We start from the raw sequence: 18,892 nt of genomic DNA on the forward strand, positions 1-18,892 counted from the left end.
TCCCGTTGGGGGATAGTTTAACGGTAGAACACTCGGCTCTGACCCGTGTAGTCTAGGTTCGAATCCTAGTCCCCCAGCCAACAACCTTTTCGTCACTGAAAACGAGCGTTTGCGCGCGGTAGGCACGTCAGCCGCCGCGGCGTCGCGGGCACGCCTCCGCGCCTCCGGCCCCCGGGGCCGGGAGCGGAGCGTGGACGACGGGATCGGTGGTATCGGGCGGTGGATCAGGGCCGCATGAAGGAGATCGGCGCGTCCTCGTCGAGGTTCTCGGCGGTCGCCACCAGTTCGGCCGCGATGTCGGCGGGCGACCGGCCGGCCTCCTTGAAGACGCGGACCGCCTCGGCGATCAGGTTGCGGGCGACCACGTCCTTGTCGAACGACTGCGTGCCCGCCTCGACCAGCGCGGCGGCGACGTGCTTGGCCACGATGGTGTAGGCGCTCATCGCGTGCCTCCTCCTTCGCCGCGCTCGACCGCGTCGAAATGGCGCTTCAGAAGCCAGAAATCGAACGCCACGCCGAACACCAGCAGGCCGAAGCCGAACACGGCCATGCCGAGGTCGACGGAGCGCGCCCACAAGAACAGCCCCACCACCGCGCCCAGCGTCGCCAGCGTCGCGACCACCGCGGCCGATATCTCCTCTTCCCTCATCGTCCTCTCCCTTCCTCGCCGCCGCGGCGCGCCGGACGGTCGTCGTCGAACAGCAGACGCGCACCGTCGCCATCCGGATCCTCGAACTGGCCCGACCGGAGCGCCCACAGGAACGCCAGCAGACCGGCGAAACCGAGCGCCAGCGCCAGCGGCAACAGGAACAGCATCGCGTTCATCGAGACGCCTCCCCGGACGGCGCGCGCCCCGCGCGTATCGCGTTGAGCACCACCAGCAGCGACGAGCCGGACATCGCCGCCGCCGCGACCGGCGGCGTCAGCCCACCGGCCATCGCCAACGGCACGGCGACGACATTGTACACCAGCGCCAACGCCAGATTGACACGCATCGCCCGCGTGGCGCGTTGCGCCAGGTCAACCGTCGCCGACACGACCCGCAGCGACCGCCCCTGGAACAGCGCGTCGGCGGCGGCCGTGGCGACATCGGTGGCGTCGCCGGGCGACAGCGAAGCGTGCGCCGCGGCCAGCGCCGGCGCGTCGTTGATGCCGTCGCCCACCATCAGCACGCGGCGGCCGGCGTGCGTCAGCGTCCGGATCCGCTCGAGCTTGTCCTCGGGCGTCGCCCCCGCCGTCCAGTCACGGATGCCCGCCGCCGCCGCGACGCGGGCGACCGCCGGCGCGCGATCGCCCGACAGCAAAGCGACCCGCAGCCCTCGCGCCTCCAGCGCCGCGACCGTGGCCGCCGCGTCCGGACGCAGCGGATCGGCGAAGGCGAACCGGACCGGCTCCCGGCCCGGTCGCGCCAGCCACAGTTCCGCCTGGTCGCCGCCGGCCGATTCCGGCACGCCGCAGAACCGGCGCGATCCGAGCCGTCGATCGCCGGACCGCAGTCCCCGGCCCGCCACCTCCTCCACGCCGTCGGCCGCCGCCACGTCCGGCGCGGCGGCCGCGAGCGCCCTCGCCAGAGGGTGCCGCGACACCGCCGCGAGCGACGCCGCCTCGCGCAGATCGTCGGCCTCCCACGCGCCGTCGCGCAGCAGCTCCGGCCGGCCGATCGTCAAGGTGCCGGTCTTGTCGAACACCACCGTGTCGACGGCGCCGATCCGCTCGAGCGCCGTGGGCGACACAACGAGCACGCCCATGCGCGACAACGCGCCGACGGCGGCGGTCGCCACCGCCGGCTGCGCCAGGGCCAACGCGCAGGGACAGGTGACGATCAGCACCGAGATCGCGGCCAGCAGCCCCTCGCGCGCCGAGGCGTCGAGGACCGCCGTCCACGCGACGAACGTCGCGGCCGCGAGCACGTGCACGAAGGGCGCGTAGTAGCGCGCGATCCGGTCGGCCAGCGCCTGGTAGCGGGAGCGGCCCTGCTCGGCGGCCTCGAGCAGGCGCGCGACGCGCGCGAGCGTGGTGTCGTCGCCGGTCGCCGTCACGCGGACGCGCGCCGGCGCGCCCATGTTGATCGCGCCCGCCGCGACGCGGCCGCCGACCGCGACCTCGACCGGATCGGTCTCGCCGGTGACGATCGAGTTGTCGACCCGGATCGCCGCGTCGAGCGCGTCTCCGTCCGCCGCGAAGCGCTCGCCGACCGCGACCCGGAGGACGTCGCCGGCACGCACATCGGGCGGCGCGACCGTCCGGAGCGCGCCGTCTCCGCCCTCGACCACGGCGACTCCGGCCGCGAGGCTCAGGAGGTTCGCGGCGGCAGACCGCGCCCGTCCCCGCGCCCGGCGCTCGACGTAGCGCCCTGTCAGCAGGAAGAACACCAGCATCAGCGCCGATTCGAAATAGGCGTGCGGACCGGACCGCAGCGTCTCGGCAAGGCTGATGCCCGCCGTCAGCGCGACGCCGACCACGATCGGCACGTCCATGTTGGAGCGCCCGTGCCGCAGCGCGCCGAAGGCCGAGCGCGCGAACGGGCGCGCGGCGTAGAGCAGCGCCGGCAGCGCGATCAACGCGGACACGGCGTGCAGCAGGTCGCGCGTCGCGGAGCCCATCCCCACCGCGCCCGACCACACGGACAACGACAGCATCATCACGTTGGCGGCCGCGAACCCGGAGACCGCCAGGCACCGCAGCAGGAACCGCTCCTCGTCGTCGGCGAGCCGGGCGGCGGCGCCCGGCACGAACGGCGCCACCCTGTAGCCGAGACGCCGGACCAGTGCCGCGAACGCGACGGCCTTCGACGGTTCGCCGTTCCACGCCAGGCGCAGGCGCCGGGTGGTCGCGTTGAGGCGGGCCTCGACCACGGCCGGGTCGCGGCCGACCGCGCTTTCGATCAACCAGACGCATGCCGCGCAATGGAGTCCGTCGACCGCGAGATCGACCGACGCCCGGCCACCCTGTACGCGGACATACGGCGTCGGATCGACCGGCAACGCCTCGGTCGCCGGCGCGTCGACCCGGACGGGACGCCGGGCGTAGTAGGCGTCGAGTCCGAGTTCGCGCACCAACGCGTAGGCGCCGGCGCAGCCGGCGCAGCAGAACCCGCCGGCGCCCGCGACATCCGCGCCGCAATGGGCACACGCCGTCGCGGCGGCGCCATGGCGCGGCGCGTCGACCGCCGCGAGGGAGAGCGATGTCACGGCGCCATCACCCGCGCGACCGCCTCGTGCGCGCCGGCGGTGAGACGGACCGCCCAGACGCCGCGCAGCGGCAGCGCCACGGCCGCGCGGTAGACGCCCGGCTCGGTCTCCGACAAAGCCACCTCCAGCGACGCGCGCTCGCCGACCGGCCGCGTGAACACCGCTCTCGGCGTCAACGCCGCCACCGGCGCGCCGTCGCGCCCGACATAGACGGCCTCGACCGCGCCGCCGGAATCCACGACGCGGACGGTCGTCCGCCACCCCAGCTCCGCGATTCCGGCGTCGCGGGCGATCACGCGGTTGTAGGCGCGCCCCTCCTCGTAGGCGTTGCGCGTCGCGACGCCCGGAAAGGTCGTCAGCGCGAACCACAGCATCACCATGTTGACGGCGACGACGAGGCCGAGCCCGGCGGGAAACAGCCAGGGGACGATCGAGCCGCGCGCTCTGGCGGCCGGTGTGGCGATGTCCATTCCGCTTCCTCCTACCGTGCCGCCGGTCCGGCGAAGACCGTCGTCCGCCGCGCGACCACCCTGCCCGACCCGTCGAGCACCCTGAACGTGACGTCGGTGAACGCGCCGGGCAGCCCCGCGCGCGGGGCGCGCGCGTAGATCGTGAACGTGCCGACGGCGTCCGACCGCACCGCCAGCTCGAGCGCGCCGGTGGTCGGCGCCCCGTCCGCCAGCGCGACGCTGCTGCCCGGCGGCCCGTCGAAGCGCAGCGTGTAGGTCGCCGGTGAGCGCGTCTTGTTGAGCACCTTGACGGTGTAGCCGTTGCGGATCGCGCCGTCGGCGAGGGTGACGAATTGCGGACTGCGGTCGCGCTGCACGTTCACCTCGACCGTGGCGCGCAGCAGAAGTCCCGCCGCCATGACGCCGGCGACGATCGCCAGCAGGCCGGCGTAGATCAGCGTCCGCGGCCGCAAGAGGCGGTGGACCGGCTTCTCCTTCCGCGCGGCGGCCGCGTCGGCGGCGAAGGTCGTCCACGCGATCAGGCCGCGCGGGCGGTCGATGCGGTCCATGATGTCGTCGCACGCGTCGACGCACAACGCGCACCCGATGCATTGAAGCTGCGGGCCGTTGCGGATGTCGATGCCCGTCGGGCAGACCTGGACGCAGGCCTTGCAGTCGATGCAGTCGCCGCGCCCTCCCACGGCTGGTCCTTGCGCTTGGCGCCGCGCGGCTCGCCGCGCCACGCGCGGTAGGTCACGGTGAAGCTGTGCTCGTCGAACATCGCCGCCTGGAAGCGCGGCCACGGGCACATGTAGGTGCACACCTGCTCGCGCGCCCAGCCCGCGAAGGTGTACGTCGTGACCGTGAACAGGCCGACGAAGAAGTAGACGCCGAGGCCGGCGTCGCCGGCGAGGAAGGCGCGCGTGACCGTCGGGGCGTCGTTGAAGTACCACACCCACGCGCCGCCGGTCGCCAGCGAGATCAGCAGCCACGCGGCGTGCTTCACGGCCTTGCGCGCGACCTTGCCGGCCGTCCGCGGTCCCTTGTCGCGCCGGATGCGCTCGTTGCGGTCGCCTTCGATCCAGCGTTCGACCAGCATGAAGAGGTCGGTCCACACCGTCTGCGGACAGGCGTAGCCGCACCACACCCGCCCGAACAGGCTCGTCGCCAGGAACAGCCCGATGGCGCCGAGGATCAGCAGGCCGGTTATGTAGTAGACCTCCTGAGGCCAGATCTCGAGGTCGAAGAAATAGGCGCGGCGGCCGACCATGTCGATCAGCAGCGCCTGGCCCGGCGCCTCCGGGCCGCGGTCCCAGCGCAGCCAAGCGCCGGCGTAGTAGATTCCGAGACACGCGACCAGCAGCGCCCATTTGACGGTCCGCCACCGGCCGGAGACGCTGCGCGGATAGACGCGCACGCGCGAGGCGTAGAGCGACTCCGCGCCGGATGGAGCCGCCTCCCGCGACGAACGCGCGGACCGTCCCGGCTCGGCGCCCATGTCGCTCACTCCGCGGCCGCGGCGGCTACTTGCCGCCGCCGAGCCCGTGCACGTAGAGGGAGAGCATCTTGATCGTCGCCTCGTCGAGGCGGCCCTCCCAGGCCGGCATGGCGCCGGCGCGCGACGCGTGGACGCTGGCGCGGATCGAAGCGCGGTCGCCGCCGTACAGCCAGATGGCGTCGTTCAGCGCCGGCGCTCCGACCTCGCGGTTGCCCTTGCCGCCCTCGAGATGGCAGGCGACGCACTGCTCCGCGTAGACCTTGGCGCCACGCGCCGCCTTCGCCGGGTCGTGCTGGGCCTTCGACAGCGACAGCACGTGTTCGACCACATCGTCGATCTGGGCCGGCGTCAGCGCGCCGTCGAGCCCGAAGCGCGGCATCTGCGACTGGCGCCCCTTGTCGTGGTCCGAGCGGATGCCGAAGCGGATCGTGTGCTCGATCTCCGCCATCGAACCGCCCCACAGCCACTCGTCGTCGGCCAGGTTGGGGTAGCCCTTGATCCCGGCGCCGCCGGACTGGTGGCACGGCGCGCAGTTGATGTTGAACGCGATCCGGCCGCCCGTCCGGGCGACGCTCAGCAGCTGGGGGTCCTTGCGGATGTCGTCGAGCGACGCGCCGCGGATCCTGTCGAGGTAGGGCTTCTGGACGTCAGCCGCCCGCGACAGCGTCGCGGCCACGTCCTTGCGCTCGGTGTGGCCGAGGATTCCCGTCATGCCGGGGAACCAAGGATAGAAGACGCACCACGCCACCGCCCAGACGATCGTCGCGTAGAACGTGTATATCCACCATCGCGGCAGCGGCGTGTTCAGCTCCTTGATGCCGTCCCACTCGTGACCCGTGGTCTCGGTGCCGCTGACGGCGTCGCGCTCGACGTTACCGGCCATCGCGGCCTCCATTGGCGGGGTTGTCTTCCTCGAGCGGGATGCGGGCCTGCGCCTCGAGATCTCCGCGCCGGCGCGGCCACATGGTCCAGACGATGATCACGGCGAACATCGTGAAGAACCACAGCGTCCACAGCGGCTTGATCTGCGGCAGGAGCTCGTTGAGAGTCATCGCGGATCCCCTACTGCCTGAGTTGCTCGGGCTTGACGTCGCTGAACTTCACGAGCGTCCCGAGCATCTGGAGATAGGCCAGCAACGCGTCCATCTCGGTGATCCGGGCGGGATCGCCGTCGAACGCCGCGACCACGGCCTTCGGATAGCGCTCGAGCAGTCCCTTCGTGCTGGCGTCGGGGTTGCTCTGCGCCTCGAGGTCGGCGACGGCGTTGGCGATCATCGCCTCGGTGTAGGGCACGCCGACGGTCCGGTTCGCCTTGAGGTGGCCGGCGATCGAGGCGTAGTCGAGCGGCCGGTCGAGGAACGGATAGGACGGCATGATCGACTCCGGCACGACGGAGCGCGGCGCCACCATGTGCGCGACGTGCCATTCGTTCGAGTACTTGCCGCCGACGCGCGCGAGATCCGGCCCGGTGCGCTTCGAGCCCCACTGGAACGGGTGGTCGTACATGCTCTCGGCGGCGAGGCTGTAGTGTCCGTAGCGCTCGACCTCGTCGCGCAACGGCCGCACCATCTGGCTGTGGCAGACGTAGCAGCCCTCGCGGATGTAGATGTTGCGGCCCATCAGCTCGAGCGGCGTGTAGGGCCGGACGCCGGCGACGCGCTCGATGGTGGTCTCGACGGCGAACAGCGGCACGATCTCGACCAGACCGCCGATCGCGACGGTGACCAGGGTGAGCGCCAGCAGCAGCACGCTGTTGCGCTCGATGGTGGCGTGACGGAAGGCCATGATCCCCTCTCCCTACGCGGCCGCGCGGGCGGCCGGGGCGGCGGCGGGCACGCCGTGCGTCACCGTGCGCCACAGGTTGAACACCATGATCACCGCGCCGCCGAGGAACAGGAGGCCGCCCAGCGCGCGGATCAGGTACGAGGGGTGCTTCGCCTCGACGGTCTCGATGAACGAGTACTGCAGGAAGCCGAGCTCGTCGTAGGCGCGCCACATCAGGCCCTCCATGATGCCGCTGACCCACATCGACGTGATGTAGAGGACGATGCCGATGGTCGCGACCCAGAAGTGCCATGCGACCAGCCGCTGCGACCACACGGCCTGGCGGTTCCACAGGACCGGGACGAGGTAGTAGAGCGTCCCGAACACCACGAGGGCGTTCCAGCCGAGCGCGCCGGAATGCACGTGGCCGATCGTCCAGTCCGTGTAGTGGCTGAGCGCGTTGACCTGCTTGATCGACATCATCGGCCCCTCGAACGTGGACATGCCGTAGAAGCCGACCGCCGTGACGTTGAAGCGCAGGGAGGGATCCGTGCGCAGCTTCTCCCACGCGCCGGACAGCGTCATGACGCCGTTGATCATGCCGCCCCATGACGGCATCCAGAGCATGATGGAGAACACCATGCCGAGCGTCTGCGCCCAGTCCGGCAGCGCGGTGTAGAGCAGATGGTGCGGGCCGGCCCAGATGTAGAGGAACACCAGCGCCCAGAAGTGGATGATCGACAGGCGGTAGGAGTACACCGGGCGCCCCGCCGCCTTGGGGATGAAGTAGTACATCATCCCGAGGAAGCCGGCCGTCAGGAAGAAGCCGACGGCGTTGTGGCCGTACCACCACTGCGTCATCGCGTCCTGGACGCCGGCGAACAGCGAGTAGCTCTTCGCGCCGGCGGCGGACACCGGGACCGCGAGGTTGTTGACGATGTGCAGCATCGCCACCGTGACGATGAACGCAAGGTAGAACCAGTTCGCGACATAGATGTGCGGCTCCCGCCGCTTCATCAGCGTGCCGACGAACGCCACGAGGTAGACGACCCAGAGGGCCGTCAGGAACAGGTCGATGTACCACTCAGGCTCGGCGTACTCCTTGCTCTGCGAGTAGCCGAGCACGTACGACAGGGCCGCCATGACGATGAAGAACTGGTAGCCCCAGAAGATGAACCACGCGACCGGCGCGCCGCCGAACAGGCGGGCGTGGCAGGTGCGCTGGACGACGTAGATCGACGTCCCGAGCATGGCGCTGCCGCCGAACGCGAAGATCGCCGCCGACGTGTGCACCGGCCGCAGGCGGCCGAAGGTCGTCCACTCGAGCCCGAGGTTCAGGGCCGGATAGGCGAGTTGCAGGGCGATGTAGACGCCGGCCGCGAACGCGACCACGCCCCAGAAGCAGATCGCGATCACGAAGGCGCGGACGACGTCCTCGACGTAGTCCTCCCGCGCCACCGCGCGTGGCGCGGCCAACGGTATCGCCGGAGCGGCGGCGGCGCTTGTCATGGTTCCCCCGATCGACGCTTGAAGGTGAGCGCTTGATAGTCCAGCCGCCGGCGTGATCCATTGACGAGGATCAAGGTCGTGGCGCGCGGCGTCGGTGAAGGATGCCGCTAGCGGCCTTCGAGGCGGCGGTCCTGGCGTCCGGGGCCGCGGCCGCTGGCCGCACGGACGGAAGAGGCGATTGATGTCGAAGCCGACCGAGATCGACGAGGAACCACCCGTCGTCCCCGCCGACGGGTCGCTGCCGCTGGACCGGCCGTGGCTGTGGATGGAGCGCGGCTGGGCGGATTTCAAGCGCGCGCCGGCCATCGGCCTGCTCTACGGAATGGGCTTCGTCGGCGCGAGCTGGACGCTGGTCACCCTGCTCGCCATCGTCGGCGACATCCATATGCTGCTGCCGTTGACCGGCGGCTTCTTCATCCTCGCGCCCCTGCTCGTGGCCGGCCTGTACGAGACCAGCCGGCGCCTGGAACTCGGCCGCACGGCGACGGTCGGCGGCGCCTTCCTCGCGTGGCGGGCGCCGGGGCAGCTCGCGCTGATGGGCGTCGTGCTCCTCCTGATCCACCTGGTGTGGGTGCGGATCGCGCTGCTGCTCTACCCGCTCTTCTTCCACGCCCGCGCCCCGACGTGGGAGACGCTGATCCCGCAGCTGCTCGGCACGCCCACCGGGATCGGGTTGCTGATCACCGGCGGATTGATCGGCGGCGCCTTGGCCGTGCTGTCGTTCTGCGTCTCGGCCGTCTCGATCCCGATGCTCGTCGACCGCGACGTCTCGTTCGCCGAGGCGATCGTCGCCAGCCTCAAGGTCGTGGCCCGCCACCCGCGGACGATGCTGTTCTGGGGGGCGGTCATCGTCGTCTTCACGGCGATGGGGCTGGCGACGATGTTCTTCGGCCTCGCGCTGGTCATCCCCGTCGTCGGGCATGCCACGTGGCACGCCTACCGCGACACGGTGCCGCCGGCCGGGTGACGCCCCCGGACGTCAGTGGCCGCCCGCCACCCACATGGCGAGGGCGCCGATGTTGAGGATCGCGATCGGCACCGTGAGGCGGGCGACGGCGTCGCGCCAGCGGCGGCCAGAGGCGGCGCCGAGAGCGCCGACGACGAACAGGCCGGGCCACGTGCCGGCGGCGAACGACGCCATCGTCAGCGCCCCTTCGACCGGGCCGCCCGCCCCCGCGGCGGCGGCCAGCGCGGCGTAGATCATGCCGCAGGGCAGGAAGCCGAGCGCGACCCCGAGACCGAGATCGCCAAGCGGGCCGGGCGCGCGCGAGAACACTCCCGCCACCCGGGCCACCGTGCGTCCGACCGGGCCCATGGATGCGGCCGCCGGCGGCCGTGCTCCGACCAAGACGGGCCAGAGGAAAAGGATCACGGCGGCGGCGACGAAGGCGTACCGGGGCCACCCCATCTCGACGACGGCCGCGAAGCCGGACCCGAACGCCCCGGCCACCGCGCCGAAGGCGGAATACGAGATGGCGCGCCCGAGATGGTAGGACGGCAAGGCGCCGGCACGGATCCGCGACCAGCCGGTCACCTCGGCGAGCGGCGTGCGCACGCCGGCGCGGATGGCGCGCGACACGACGAACGGGCCGCACATGCCGACGCAATGCGTCGCGCCGGCGACGATTCCCGCCAGGAAGAGGGCCGCGAACAGCGAAACGGGCCCGAACATCCCCGGCAGCGCCGAGAGCAGGTCGAGTACGCCGGCGCCGTGGTGTTCGTGCATGCCCGATGGTCCGTCTCAGTTCCGCAGGACGAGCGCGCCCGCCGTGTCAGCTCGCGTCGGCCGCCGCCCGCAGCTTGGCCTCGGACGCCATGCGCACGACGTTGATGTCGTCGAGCTCGATGGCGCCGGCCTTGCGCAGCTTCGTCATCGTCCGGCTCACCGTCTCGATCGTGAGCCCGAGGTAGTCGCCGATCTCGCCGCGGGTCATCGGCAGCGGGATCGGATTGCCCGGACGCCCGTGCGCGACAGCGCGGTCCGACAGGTTCAGCAGGAAGCTGGCGACCCGCTCCATCGCCGTCTTGCGGCCGAGCAGCAGCATCTGGTCCTGGGCGGACGCCAGCTCGGTCGACGCGATCCTCAACAGGCGCCGCTCCATGTGGGGATGCTCGGACATGTAGTTCTCGAACCGTTCCCGCGTGAAGCGGCAGACCTCGACCGGCGTCAACGCCTCGGCCGTGTAGGCGCAGGTCGCGCCGTGCGCCAAGCCGATGAAATCGCCATCGAACAGGAAGCCGGTGATCTGGCGGCGGCCATCGGCAAGCGCCTTGTAGAGGCTCACCGCGCCCTGCGAGATGGCGAAAACGTGCGTGGCCGCGTCGCCCTCCTCGAACAGCGACCGGCCGGGCTCGATGCGCGCTTTCGAGGCCAACGCGTAGAAGCCCGGCAGCTCGGCGTCGGTCAGGGGCGCGCAGACGGAGTACTCGCGAGAGGCGCAGTGGCTGCACGGCTCGAATCCGCAACCCGCGCCACGTGGGCCGGGAACCGCCGAGGGCCGGGTCTTTCCATCCGGAACGGTGGTCGGAACGCTCGGCATCGCTTTCATCCCCCCAGTGAAACGGTCGCGCGCCCGAACCTACGGTGCGGGCATCGCGTCACCTTGATCCACATCATGGCCCGCGACCCTCGATCAAGGCGACAGATGAGCGCGGTGACTATCGGAGGCCTGCCATGAGCGGATGGCGTATCGTTCCCCTGCCGGACTCGCGGATTCCAGAGGCGTGGCCGTTGGTGCGGCTGCGCTATCCGTGTTGGACCCTCGACACTTGGTTGGGCGAGGCTCGAACCCTGCTGGACGACGACGAGCCGTCGGGTATCCTCTGCGCCGAGACCGGCGGCGGCTACATCTACGCGTTGTGCGCCTACGCGAAGCGCGGCTGCGCGCGCGGTGGCGACCAGATGGCCCTGCCGATCGTGGCCAATGTCCGCTGGAATCTCACCGACGATCCGCTGGAGCGGATTCTGTCAGAGGTGGAAACGATCGCTCGCTCCGAAGGGTGCGGTTGCATCGCGACAGCCGGAGGTGCCATTGCTGCGGCCACCGATACCGCCCGCTGGGAGCAGCTTGGCTACCGATGGCTCGGCGAGGTGTTCCGCAAGAAGCTTCCAGCCGCCGGACAGTTGCCGGCGGCCCGTGATCCGAGGTGTTCGATATGCCTATGAAGACGATACGACTTGAACTCGCGCGCAATCCGGGCCACCCCGACGGCGACGCCGCGTGCGGCTACGAGATCAAGGCGCCGCTCGACCGCGACCACCACATCGACGTCGCGGCCTTTCGCGGCGCGCGCAAGGCGTGCGTCGTGCGCCGTTTCTGGCGCGGCGAGGACGACCAGACAGGCGAGCTGCACCACACCCGGCACGGCACTTGGGCGTTTTCGTACGCGCCGGGCGAGGAGGACGACGAGCCTTTGTTCCGCCTCGATACGCACCCTCTCAAGGTCGGAGAGTACGTGACGGTGCGCGAGCGCGATGGCGAGGCGCTGACGTTCCGCGTCGCACGCGTCGCCTGAGCGCGGCCGCGTCCGCGGATTGACGGCGGTCAAGGCGCCACCGTCGCATCGGGCGCAATGGATGATGCGTTAAACCGACTTCCGCCAGAACAGGGAGGGAATCATGCCCTACAAGACGCTTCTCGTGCATGCCGACGCCGACGACCGCCTCGCGGCGCGCATCACGCTCGCCGCGTCGCTCGCCCGCGCCCAGGACGCGCGCGCGCTCTTCGTCTACGCGCTCCAGGCGCCCACCGTCATGGCGCTCTACGGCGAGCACGTGCCCGCCTCGGTGATCGAGATGCAGATCGAATCCGAGCGCCAGACCGCGGCCGGGGTCCACGCCAAGGTCGAGGAGCAGTGCCGGCGGGAAGGCCTGCGGATGGAATGGCGCCAGGTCGAGGGCTCCGCCTCGCAGGTGCTGCCGCCGGCCGGCGCCGTCGCCGACCTGATCGTGATGGGGCAGGATCCCGCCGATTCCGACGGATCCGTCGTCGCCGAGGTCGCGCTCACCGCAGGCCGGCCAATTCTGTGCGTGCCGCACAGCGGCACTTTCACCTCCGTCGGCCGCCGCGTGCTGCTTGCGTGGAACGGATCGCGCAGATCCGCCCGCGCGGCGCACGACGCCATTCCGCTGATGCGCGGCGCCGAGCGCGTGGTGCTGTTCGCGGCGGAGGAGGATGACGGCGTCGCGACGGCGACGGACGCCGCCGCGCATCTGGCCGCGCACGGCGTCAAGGTCGAGCTGCGCCGCGCCCATCTCGGCGATCTGGACGCCGGCACGGCGTTGCTCAACGCCGTGACCGACGATGGCGTGGACCTGCTGGTGATGGGCGCCTACGGCCACAGCCGGTTCCGCGAGTTCGTGTTCGGCGGCGCCACCCGCACGGTCCTCGGATCGATGACGGTTCCGACGCTGTTGTCGCACTGAGCGTCGGGACCGCGCGGTCCCCCGGCGGCGGCGGTCAGCCCGCCGCCACCGCCCCGCCCGCGACCAGCGCGTCGATCTCCGTCTCGGCGTAGCCCGCCTCGCGCAGCACCTCGCGGGTGTGCTCGCCGAGGCCCGGCGCCAGGCGCCGCACGGCGGCGGGAGTGGCGGAGAAGCGCGCGGGCGGCCGCGCCTGGCGGATCCGGCCCTCGGTGGGATGGTCGAGGTCCTCGAACATGCCGACCGCCTTGAGGTGCGGCTGCTCGGCGATCTCCGTCAGCTTCGCGAACGAGGTGTGCGGCACGTCGATGCGCAGCAGCAGCGCCTCCCATTCGGCCGTGGTGCGCGACGGCGCGATGTCGCGCATCCGGTCGTATATGCGGTCGATGTTGCGCGCCCGCGCCACCGGATCGCGCACCGCGAACTCCTCGACGCATTCCGGATGGCCGACGGCCTCGAAGAACGCGCACCAGTTGTCGCCGGAATACGGCAGCATCGTCAGCCAGCCATCCTTGGTCCGCACCGGCCGCCGCGCCTTCATGCGGTTGTAGCCGGCAGGACCGATGGGCGGCACGAAGGCGTGGCCACCGAACATCTCGATGCTGTTGAACGCCGCCAGCGTCTCCAGCATCGGCACCTCGACCATCTGGCCCTCGCCGGTGCGCTCGCGATGCAGCAGCGCCGCCGTCACGGCCGATGTCAGCGCCATGCCGCAGATCTTGTCGCCGATCAGGCTGGGCACGAACGCCGGCTCGTCGTCCGTGCCCATCGCCGACGCGAAGCCGGAGGCCGCTTGGATGATCTCGTCGAAGGCCGGCCGGGCGCGCCACGGACCGTCCTGTCCGAACCCGGTCGCCGCCGCGTAGACGATTCCCGGGTTGAGCGCCTTGCACGCCTCGTAGCCGAAGCCGAGCCGCTCCATGCCGGCGGGCCTGATGTTGGTGACCAGCGCGTGGACGCCGGGGATCAGACGGCGCAGCACCGCCTTGCCGTCGGGATGCTTCAGGTCGAGCGCGAGGCTGCGCTTGTTGCGGTTCGCGGCCATGAACTGCCCGCTCATGCCGCGGTTGCGGAACTGGCCGGAGTTCCGCCAGGTGTCGCCGGTGAGCGACTCGACCTTGATGATCTCCGCGCCCCAGTCGCCGAGCGTCTGCGTGCCGAACGGGCCGAAAAGCACGTTCGTCAAATCGAGGATTCGGATCCCTTTGAGCGGTCCGGCGGATTCGGTCATGGCGTTCCGTTCCCTGAGAGGCGGCCGCAGGATAGGCGATGCGTCGTCGCGTGGCGACCATGCGCGCGGCGCCGTGGGCCGCCGTCGGCGCCATGCTATATTCGCGGCACCGCTCCCCAATCCCGCCAGGATGACCGATGAACGCCCCGTTCGACGCCAGCAAACTTGATTCACTGAAGTTCGGGATCGGCCAACCCGTGCCGCGCCGCGAAGATCCGACGCTCCTCCGCGGCGAAGGCCGCTACACCGACGACCTCAGACTGCCGGACCAGGTCCACGCGGTGATGGTGCGCAGCCAGGTCGCGCACGGCGTCATCAAGGCGATCGACACCGCGGCGGCCAAAGCCATGCCCGGCGTGCTGGGCGTGTGGACCGGCGACGACCTCAACGCCGCCGGCTACGGCGCGCTCAAGACCCTGATCCCCGTGCCCAACCGCGACGGCTCCGCGATGAAGACGCCGGAACGCCGCTCGCTGGCGACCGGCAAGGTGCGCTTCGTGGGCGATCCCGTCGCCTTCGTCGTCGCCGGGACGATCGAGCAGGCCAAGGACGCTGCCGAGGCCGTCGTGGTCGACATCGACGCCCTTCCGGCCGTGACCGACGCGCGCGCCGGCGCCGCCGACGGCGCGCCATTGTTGTTCGACGACGCGCCCGGCAATATCTGCCTCGACTTCCACAGTGGCGACGAGGCCAGGGTCGCCGCGGCATTCGCCGCCGCGGCCCATGTCGCGCGGCTGCGCCTGGTCAGCAACCGCATCGTGGTCTGCGCCATGGAGCCGCGTTCCGTGGTCGCCGTCCACGACGCCGCGACCGACCGCTACACGATGCACGCCGGCAACCAGGGCGCCTTCGGCCTGAAGCACCAGATGGCCGCGCTGCTGGGGATCAAACCGGCCCAGATGCGCATCCTGACCGGCAATGTCGGCGGCTCGTTCGGCATGAAGGGCTCGCCCTATCCCGAGTACGCCGGCCTGTTCCACGCCTCGAAGATCCTTGGCCGGCCGGTGAAGTGGACCGACGACCGCTCCGGCAGCTTCCTGTCCGACCAGCACGGCCGCGACCACGATTTCGACGGCGAACTGGCGCTCGACAAGGACGGCAACTTCCTCGCGGTCCGCCTGACCGGCTTCGCCAACGTCGGCGGCTACCTCGCCAATGTCGGCCCGTTGATGGGCTCGATGGGGGTCACCCGCAATCTCGCCGCCGTCTACCGCACGCCGCTGATCGAGGTCTCGACCAAGGTGGTGTTCACCAACACCTCGCCGGTCGGCGCCTACCGCGGCGCGGGGCGGCCCGAGGCGAACTATTTCATGGAGCGCCTGATCGACACCGCCGCCCGCGGGATGGGCGTCGACCGGCTGGAGCTGCGCCGGCGCAACCACATCAGGCCGGAGGAGATGCCCTACAAGACGGCGTCGGGCACCACCTACGACAGCGGCGAGTTCACCGCGCTGCTCGACAAGGCGCTCAAGCTGGCGGACGTCGACGGCTTCGCCACCCGCAAGGCGGCGAGCGCGAAGCGCGGCCGGCTGCGCGGATTGGGGATCGGCGACTTCCTCGAGGTCACGGCGCCGCCGATGAAGGAGATGGGCGGCCTGCGCTTCGAGGCGGACGGCGACGTCACCATCGTCACGGGCACGCTCGACTACGGCCAGGGCCATTGGTCGGCGTTCGCCCAGGTGCTGCACGAGAGGCTCGGCGTGCCGTTCGAGCGCATCCGCCTCGCGCAGGGCGACAGCGACCGGCTCATCGCCGGCGGCGGCACCGGCGGCTCCAAGTCGATCATGGCCAGCGGCGCGGCGATCGTGGAGGCGTCGGCGAAGGTGGTCGAGAAGGGCAAGCTGATCGCCGGCGTGGCGCTGGAGGCCTCGGCCGCCGACATCGAGTTCAAGGCCGGACGGTTCGCCATCGTCGGCACCGACCGCTCGATCGGAATCATGGAGCTGGCGGCGCGCCTGCGCGGCGGCCTCAAGCTGCCGGAGGGCGTGCCCGACACGCTGGACGTCGACCACGTGCACGAGGCCGCGCCGTCGGCCTACCCCAACGGCGCCCATGTCGCCGAGGTCGAAGTCGATCCCGAGACCGGTGTCGTCGAGGTCGTGAAGTACACGATGGTCAACGACTTCGGCACGGTCATCAATCCGCTGCTGGTCGAGGGCCAGTGCCACGGCGGCGTGGTCCAGGGCATCGCCCAGGCCCTGTTCGAGCGGACGGTCTACAGCGAGGACGGCCAGCTCATGACCGGCTCCTTCATGGACTACGCGCTGCCGCGCGCCTCCGACGTGCCGTCGTTCGAGATCGGTTACCACTCCGTGCCCGCGACCACGAATCCGCTCGGCGCCAAAGGCTGCGGCGAGGCCGGCTGCGCGGGCTCCCTGCCCTCGGTGATGAACGCGCTGTCGGACGCGCTGGGCGGCCGCCACATCGACATGCCGGCGACGCCCGAGCGGGTGTGGGCGGCGCTGCGGTCGTAGGCTCCGGCCCACCGCGCCTCCACCATTGATCTTCACGCCGCGACGGGTTCTGATCGTCCGGTGAGCTAGACATCCCCACCGAACGCGACAGGACACCAGCGATGCCCGACGGCAGCACGAACAACAAGTGGATCGGCAAGCGGACCCTCCGGCCCGACGGTCTGGACAAGGTCACAGGACGCGCGGCGTACGCCGCCGACACCCAGATGCCCGGCATGATCTGGGGCAAGGTGCTGCGCAGCCCGCATCCACACGCCCGAATCAAGTCGATCGACACCTCGAAAGCCGCCGCGCTCCCGGGCGTGAAGGCCGTCATGACGGCCAAGGACCTCGTCGAGTTCCCGATCGACAAGTCGGTGATGCTCGGCATCCAGGACATGCGCTGGATGTCGCGCAACGTGATGGCGCGCGACAAGGCGCTGTTCCCCGGCCATCCCGTCGCGGCGGTCGCCGCGACCACCCAGGCGATCGCCGCCGCGGCGGTGAAGCTGATCGAGGTCGAATACGAGGTGCTGCCCTGGGTGATCGACGTCGACGAGGCGCGCAAGCCCGGCGCCCCGATCCTGCACGACCACATCCGCTTCGACGGCCAGCCCTCCAACATCGCCGGCAAGCTCGAGGTCAAGCTGGGCGACATCGAGGCCGGCTTCGCCCAGGCCGAAGTGGTGGTCGAACGCAGCTTCAAGACCAAGCCCGTGCACCAGGGCTACATCGAGCCGCACGCATGCCTCGTCAGCGTCATGCCCGACGGCAAGGCGACGATCTGGAGCTCGAGCCAGGGCCAGTTCATGGTGCGGGCGATGTGCTCGTACCTGACCGGCATCCCGCAGAGCGACATCCGCGCCATCCCGGCCGAGATCGGCGGCGGCTTCGGCGGCAAGACCATCGTCTATCTCGAACCCTTGGCGCTGACGCTGGCGCGCATGTCCGGCCGGCCGGTCAAGATGGCGATGACGCGCGAGGAGGTGTTCCGCGCCTCCGGGCCGACCTCGGGATCGTCGAGCACGGTCAGGATCGGCGCGAAAAAGGACGGCACCATCGTCGCCGGCCAGGGAACGTTCTACCTCCAGGCGGGCGCCCTGCCCGGCTCGCCGATCCGCGGCGCCGTGGGCTGCGCCTTCGCGCCCTACGACATCCCCAACGTCCTGTCGCAGGGCTTCGACGTCGTCTCGAACCGCTCCAAGGTCGCGGCCTACCGGGCGCCCGGCGCCCCGATCGGCGCCTACGCCGTGGAATGCGTGCTCGACGAGCTGGCGCAGAAGCTGGGGATGGATCCGCTGGAACTGCGCCTGAAGAACGCCGCCAAGCAGGGCACCAAGGCGGCGCACGGCCCGGTGTTCCCGGTGATCGGGTACCAGGAGACGCTCAAGGCCGCGATGGCGCATCCTCACTACAAGGCGCCGCTCGGCCCCAACCAGGGCCGCGGCGTGGCCAGCGGCTTCTGGTTCAACGCCGGCGGGGAGTCGACCGCCCAGATCAACATCAACGAGGACGGCACGGTGGTCGTGATCACCGGTCATCCCGACATCGGCGGCTCGCGCGCCTCGACCGCCAACATCACCGCCGAGCTGCTGGGCATCGACTACCGCAAGGTCAACGTGCTGATCGGCGACACCAGCACGATCGGCTTCAGCAACCTCACCGGCGGCAGCCGCGTCACCTACGCCTCGGCGATGGTCGTCACGCAATCGGCCGAGAAGGTCATCACGACGCTGCGCGAACGCGCCGCGAAGATCTGGAAGATCGATCCCGACGCGGTCGTCTGGGAGGACGGCGAGGCGCGCCCCGCCGGCGACAACGCCGGCAAGTTCGAGCCGCTGTCGCTCGCCCAGATCGCGGCCAGGGCCAGCGAGACCGGCGGTCCGATCGGCGGCGGCGTGGCGTTGAACACGACCGGCGCCGAGGGCGGCTTCGCGACGCACATCTGCGACGTCGAGGTCGACCCGGCGACCGGCGAGGTCCGGGTCACGCGCTACACCTCGTTCCAGGACGTCGGCCGTGCGATCCACCCCGACTACGTCGAGGGCCAGATGCAGGGCGGCGTCGCGCAGGGCATCGGCTGGGCGCTCAACGAGGAGTACATCTACGATAAGAACGGGCACGTCGATAACCCGAGCTTCCTCGACTACCGGATGCCCGTCGCCTCGGACCTGCCGATGCTCGACACGGTCATGATCGAGGTGCCGAACCCGAAGCATCCGCAGGGCGTGCGCGGCGTCGGCGAGGTGCCGCTGGTGCCGGCGCTGGCCGCCGTCGCCAACGCCCTCCATGGCGCCGTGAAGCACCGCTTCGACAGCCTGCCGATGTCGCCGCCGAAGGTGCTGGCGGCGCTCGACCCGTGACGGCGGCGGCG

Annotated in this window: 18 protein-coding genes, 1 tRNA gene and 1 pseudogene; 7 read left to right on the forward strand and 13 right to left on the reverse strand. The window is 70.8% G+C overall.

Features of this window, described 5'->3' with window-relative positions:
- The first annotated feature begins 6 nt into the window (after nt 1-6).
- Nucleotides 7-80 (forward strand) — tRNA-Gln (locus IPK81_01715).
- Between the two features lie 144 nt (nt 81-224).
- Here IPK81_01715 and IPK81_01720 read toward each other — a convergent pair.
- The 10 genes and pseudogenes from IPK81_01720 to ccoN form a co-directional block, all read right to left on the reverse strand.
- Nucleotides 225-443 (reverse strand): hypothetical protein, encoded by a 219-nt coding sequence (locus IPK81_01720; GenBank protein ID QQS13015.1) that lies wholly within the window; start codon nt 441-443, stop codon nt 225-227.
- Nucleotides 440-649 (reverse strand): hypothetical protein, encoded by a 210-nt coding sequence (locus tag IPK81_01725; GenBank protein QQS13016.1) that lies wholly within the window; start codon nt 647-649, stop codon nt 440-442. Before IPK81_01725 ends, IPK81_01720 begins: the two co-directional genes overlap by 4 nt.
- A complete protein-coding gene (gene ccoS / locus IPK81_01730) occupies nt 646-825 on the reverse strand; it encodes a cbb3-type cytochrome oxidase assembly protein CcoS (protein ID QQS13017.1) in 180 nt (59 codons plus the stop codon). The genes IPK81_01725 and ccoS overlap by 4 nt, the downstream gene beginning before the upstream one ends.
- Nucleotides 822-3,191 (reverse strand): cadmium-translocating P-type ATPase, encoded by a 2,370-nt coding sequence (cadA, locus tag IPK81_01735; protein ID QQS13018.1) that lies wholly within the window; start codon nt 3,189-3,191, stop codon nt 822-824. Before cadA ends, ccoS begins: the two co-directional genes overlap by 4 nt.
- Nucleotides 3,188-3,661: a FixH family protein gene (locus IPK81_01740; GenBank protein QQS13019.1), complete on the reverse strand. Its 474-nt coding sequence runs from the start codon at nt 3,659-3,661 to the stop codon at nt 3,188-3,190. Before IPK81_01740 ends, cadA begins: the two co-directional genes overlap by 4 nt.
- Before the next feature lie 11 nt (nt 3,662-3,672).
- Nucleotides 3,673-5,138, reverse strand: a pseudogene (gene ccoG / locus IPK81_01745) (cytochrome c oxidase accessory protein CcoG).
- Between the two features lie 25 nt (nt 5,139-5,163).
- Nucleotides 5,164-6,021, reverse strand: a complete 858-nt coding sequence (gene ccoP, locus IPK81_01750) for a cytochrome-c oxidase, cbb3-type subunit III (GenBank protein ID QQS13020.1) — start codon at nt 6,019-6,021, stop codon at nt 5,164-5,166.
- The gene (locus IPK81_01755) at nt 6,011-6,190 is read right to left on the reverse strand and encodes a cbb3-type cytochrome c oxidase subunit 3 (protein QQS13021.1); all 180 of its coding nucleotides are present in this window, start codon (nt 6,188-6,190) and stop codon (nt 6,011-6,013) included. Before IPK81_01755 ends, ccoP begins: the two co-directional genes overlap by 11 nt.
- 10 nt (nt 6,191-6,200) lie before the next feature.
- Complete coding sequence (gene ccoO / locus IPK81_01760) at nt 6,201-6,923, reverse strand: cytochrome-c oxidase, cbb3-type subunit II (protein ID QQS13022.1); 723 nt, start codon at nt 6,921-6,923, stop codon at nt 6,201-6,203.
- A gap of 12 nt (nt 6,924-6,935) precedes the next feature.
- Nucleotides 6,936-8,411 (reverse strand): cytochrome-c oxidase, cbb3-type subunit I, encoded by a 1,476-nt coding sequence (gene ccoN / locus IPK81_01765; GenBank protein ID QQS13023.1) that lies wholly within the window; start codon nt 8,409-8,411, stop codon nt 6,936-6,938.
- Between the two features lie 181 nt (nt 8,412-8,592).
- Between ccoN and IPK81_01770 the strand changes: the two genes are divergently transcribed.
- Complete coding sequence (locus IPK81_01770) at nt 8,593-9,378, forward strand: DUF2189 domain-containing protein (protein ID QQS13024.1); 786 nt, start codon at nt 8,593-8,595, stop codon at nt 9,376-9,378.
- A gap of 12 nt (nt 9,379-9,390) precedes the next feature.
- On the opposite strand, the gene IPK81_01775 is transcribed toward IPK81_01770, so the two are convergent.
- A complete protein-coding gene (locus IPK81_01775; GenBank protein QQS13025.1) occupies nt 9,391-10,137 on the reverse strand; it encodes a sulfite exporter TauE/SafE family protein in 747 nt (248 codons plus the stop codon).
- Nucleotides 10,138-10,183: 46 nt separating this feature from the next.
- Nucleotides 10,184-10,951 carry a Crp/Fnr family transcriptional regulator gene (locus IPK81_01780; protein ID QQS13026.1) on the reverse strand — a complete coding sequence of 256 codons (768 nt, stop codon included), beginning with the start codon at nt 10,949-10,951 and terminating at the stop codon, nt 10,184-10,186.
- A 134-nt stretch (nt 10,952-11,085) separates the two neighbouring features.
- Here IPK81_01780 and IPK81_01785 point away from each other — a divergent pair, with 134 nt between their 5' ends.
- The 3 genes from IPK81_01785 (at nt 11,086) to IPK81_01795 (ending at nt 12,837) form a co-directional block, all read left to right on the forward strand.
- On the forward strand, nt 11,086-11,577 hold the full coding sequence (locus tag IPK81_01785) for a hypothetical protein (GenBank protein QQS13027.1): 492 nt from the start codon (nt 11,086-11,088) through the stop codon (nt 11,575-11,577).
- Nucleotides 11,568-11,927: a hypothetical protein gene (locus tag IPK81_01790; GenBank protein QQS13028.1), complete on the forward strand. Its 360-nt coding sequence runs from the start codon at nt 11,568-11,570 to the stop codon at nt 11,925-11,927. The genes IPK81_01785 and IPK81_01790 overlap by 10 nt, the downstream gene beginning before the upstream one ends.
- A gap of 103 nt (nt 11,928-12,030) precedes the next feature.
- On the forward strand, nt 12,031-12,837 hold the full coding sequence (locus IPK81_01795) for a universal stress protein (GenBank protein ID QQS13029.1): 807 nt from the start codon (nt 12,031-12,033) through the stop codon (nt 12,835-12,837).
- Nucleotides 12,838-12,871: 34 nt separating this feature from the next.
- On the opposite strand, the gene IPK81_01800 is transcribed toward IPK81_01795, so the two are convergent.
- Nucleotides 12,872-14,065, reverse strand: a complete 1,194-nt coding sequence (locus tag IPK81_01800) for a CoA transferase (protein ID QQS13030.1) — start codon at nt 14,063-14,065, stop codon at nt 12,872-12,874.
- 137 nt (nt 14,066-14,202) lie between these two features.
- On the opposite strand from IPK81_01800, the gene IPK81_01805 reads away from it, so the two are divergent.
- Both IPK81_01805 and IPK81_01810 read left to right on the forward strand, forming a co-directional pair.
- Complete coding sequence (locus IPK81_01805; GenBank protein ID QQS13031.1) at nt 14,203-16,539, forward strand: xanthine dehydrogenase family protein molybdopterin-binding subunit; 2,337 nt, start codon at nt 14,203-14,205, stop codon at nt 16,537-16,539.
- A 101-nt stretch (nt 16,540-16,640) separates the two neighbouring features.
- On the forward strand, nt 16,641-18,881 hold the full coding sequence (locus IPK81_01810) for a xanthine dehydrogenase family protein molybdopterin-binding subunit (GenBank protein ID QQS13032.1): 2,241 nt from the start codon (nt 16,641-16,643) through the stop codon (nt 18,879-18,881).
- Nucleotides 18,882-18,892 lie beyond the last annotated feature (11 nt).

The organism is Rhodospirillales bacterium (assembly GCA_016699855.1).
In the GTDB taxonomy this organism is placed as follows: Bacteria; Pseudomonadota; Alphaproteobacteria; order Reyranellales; family Reyranellaceae.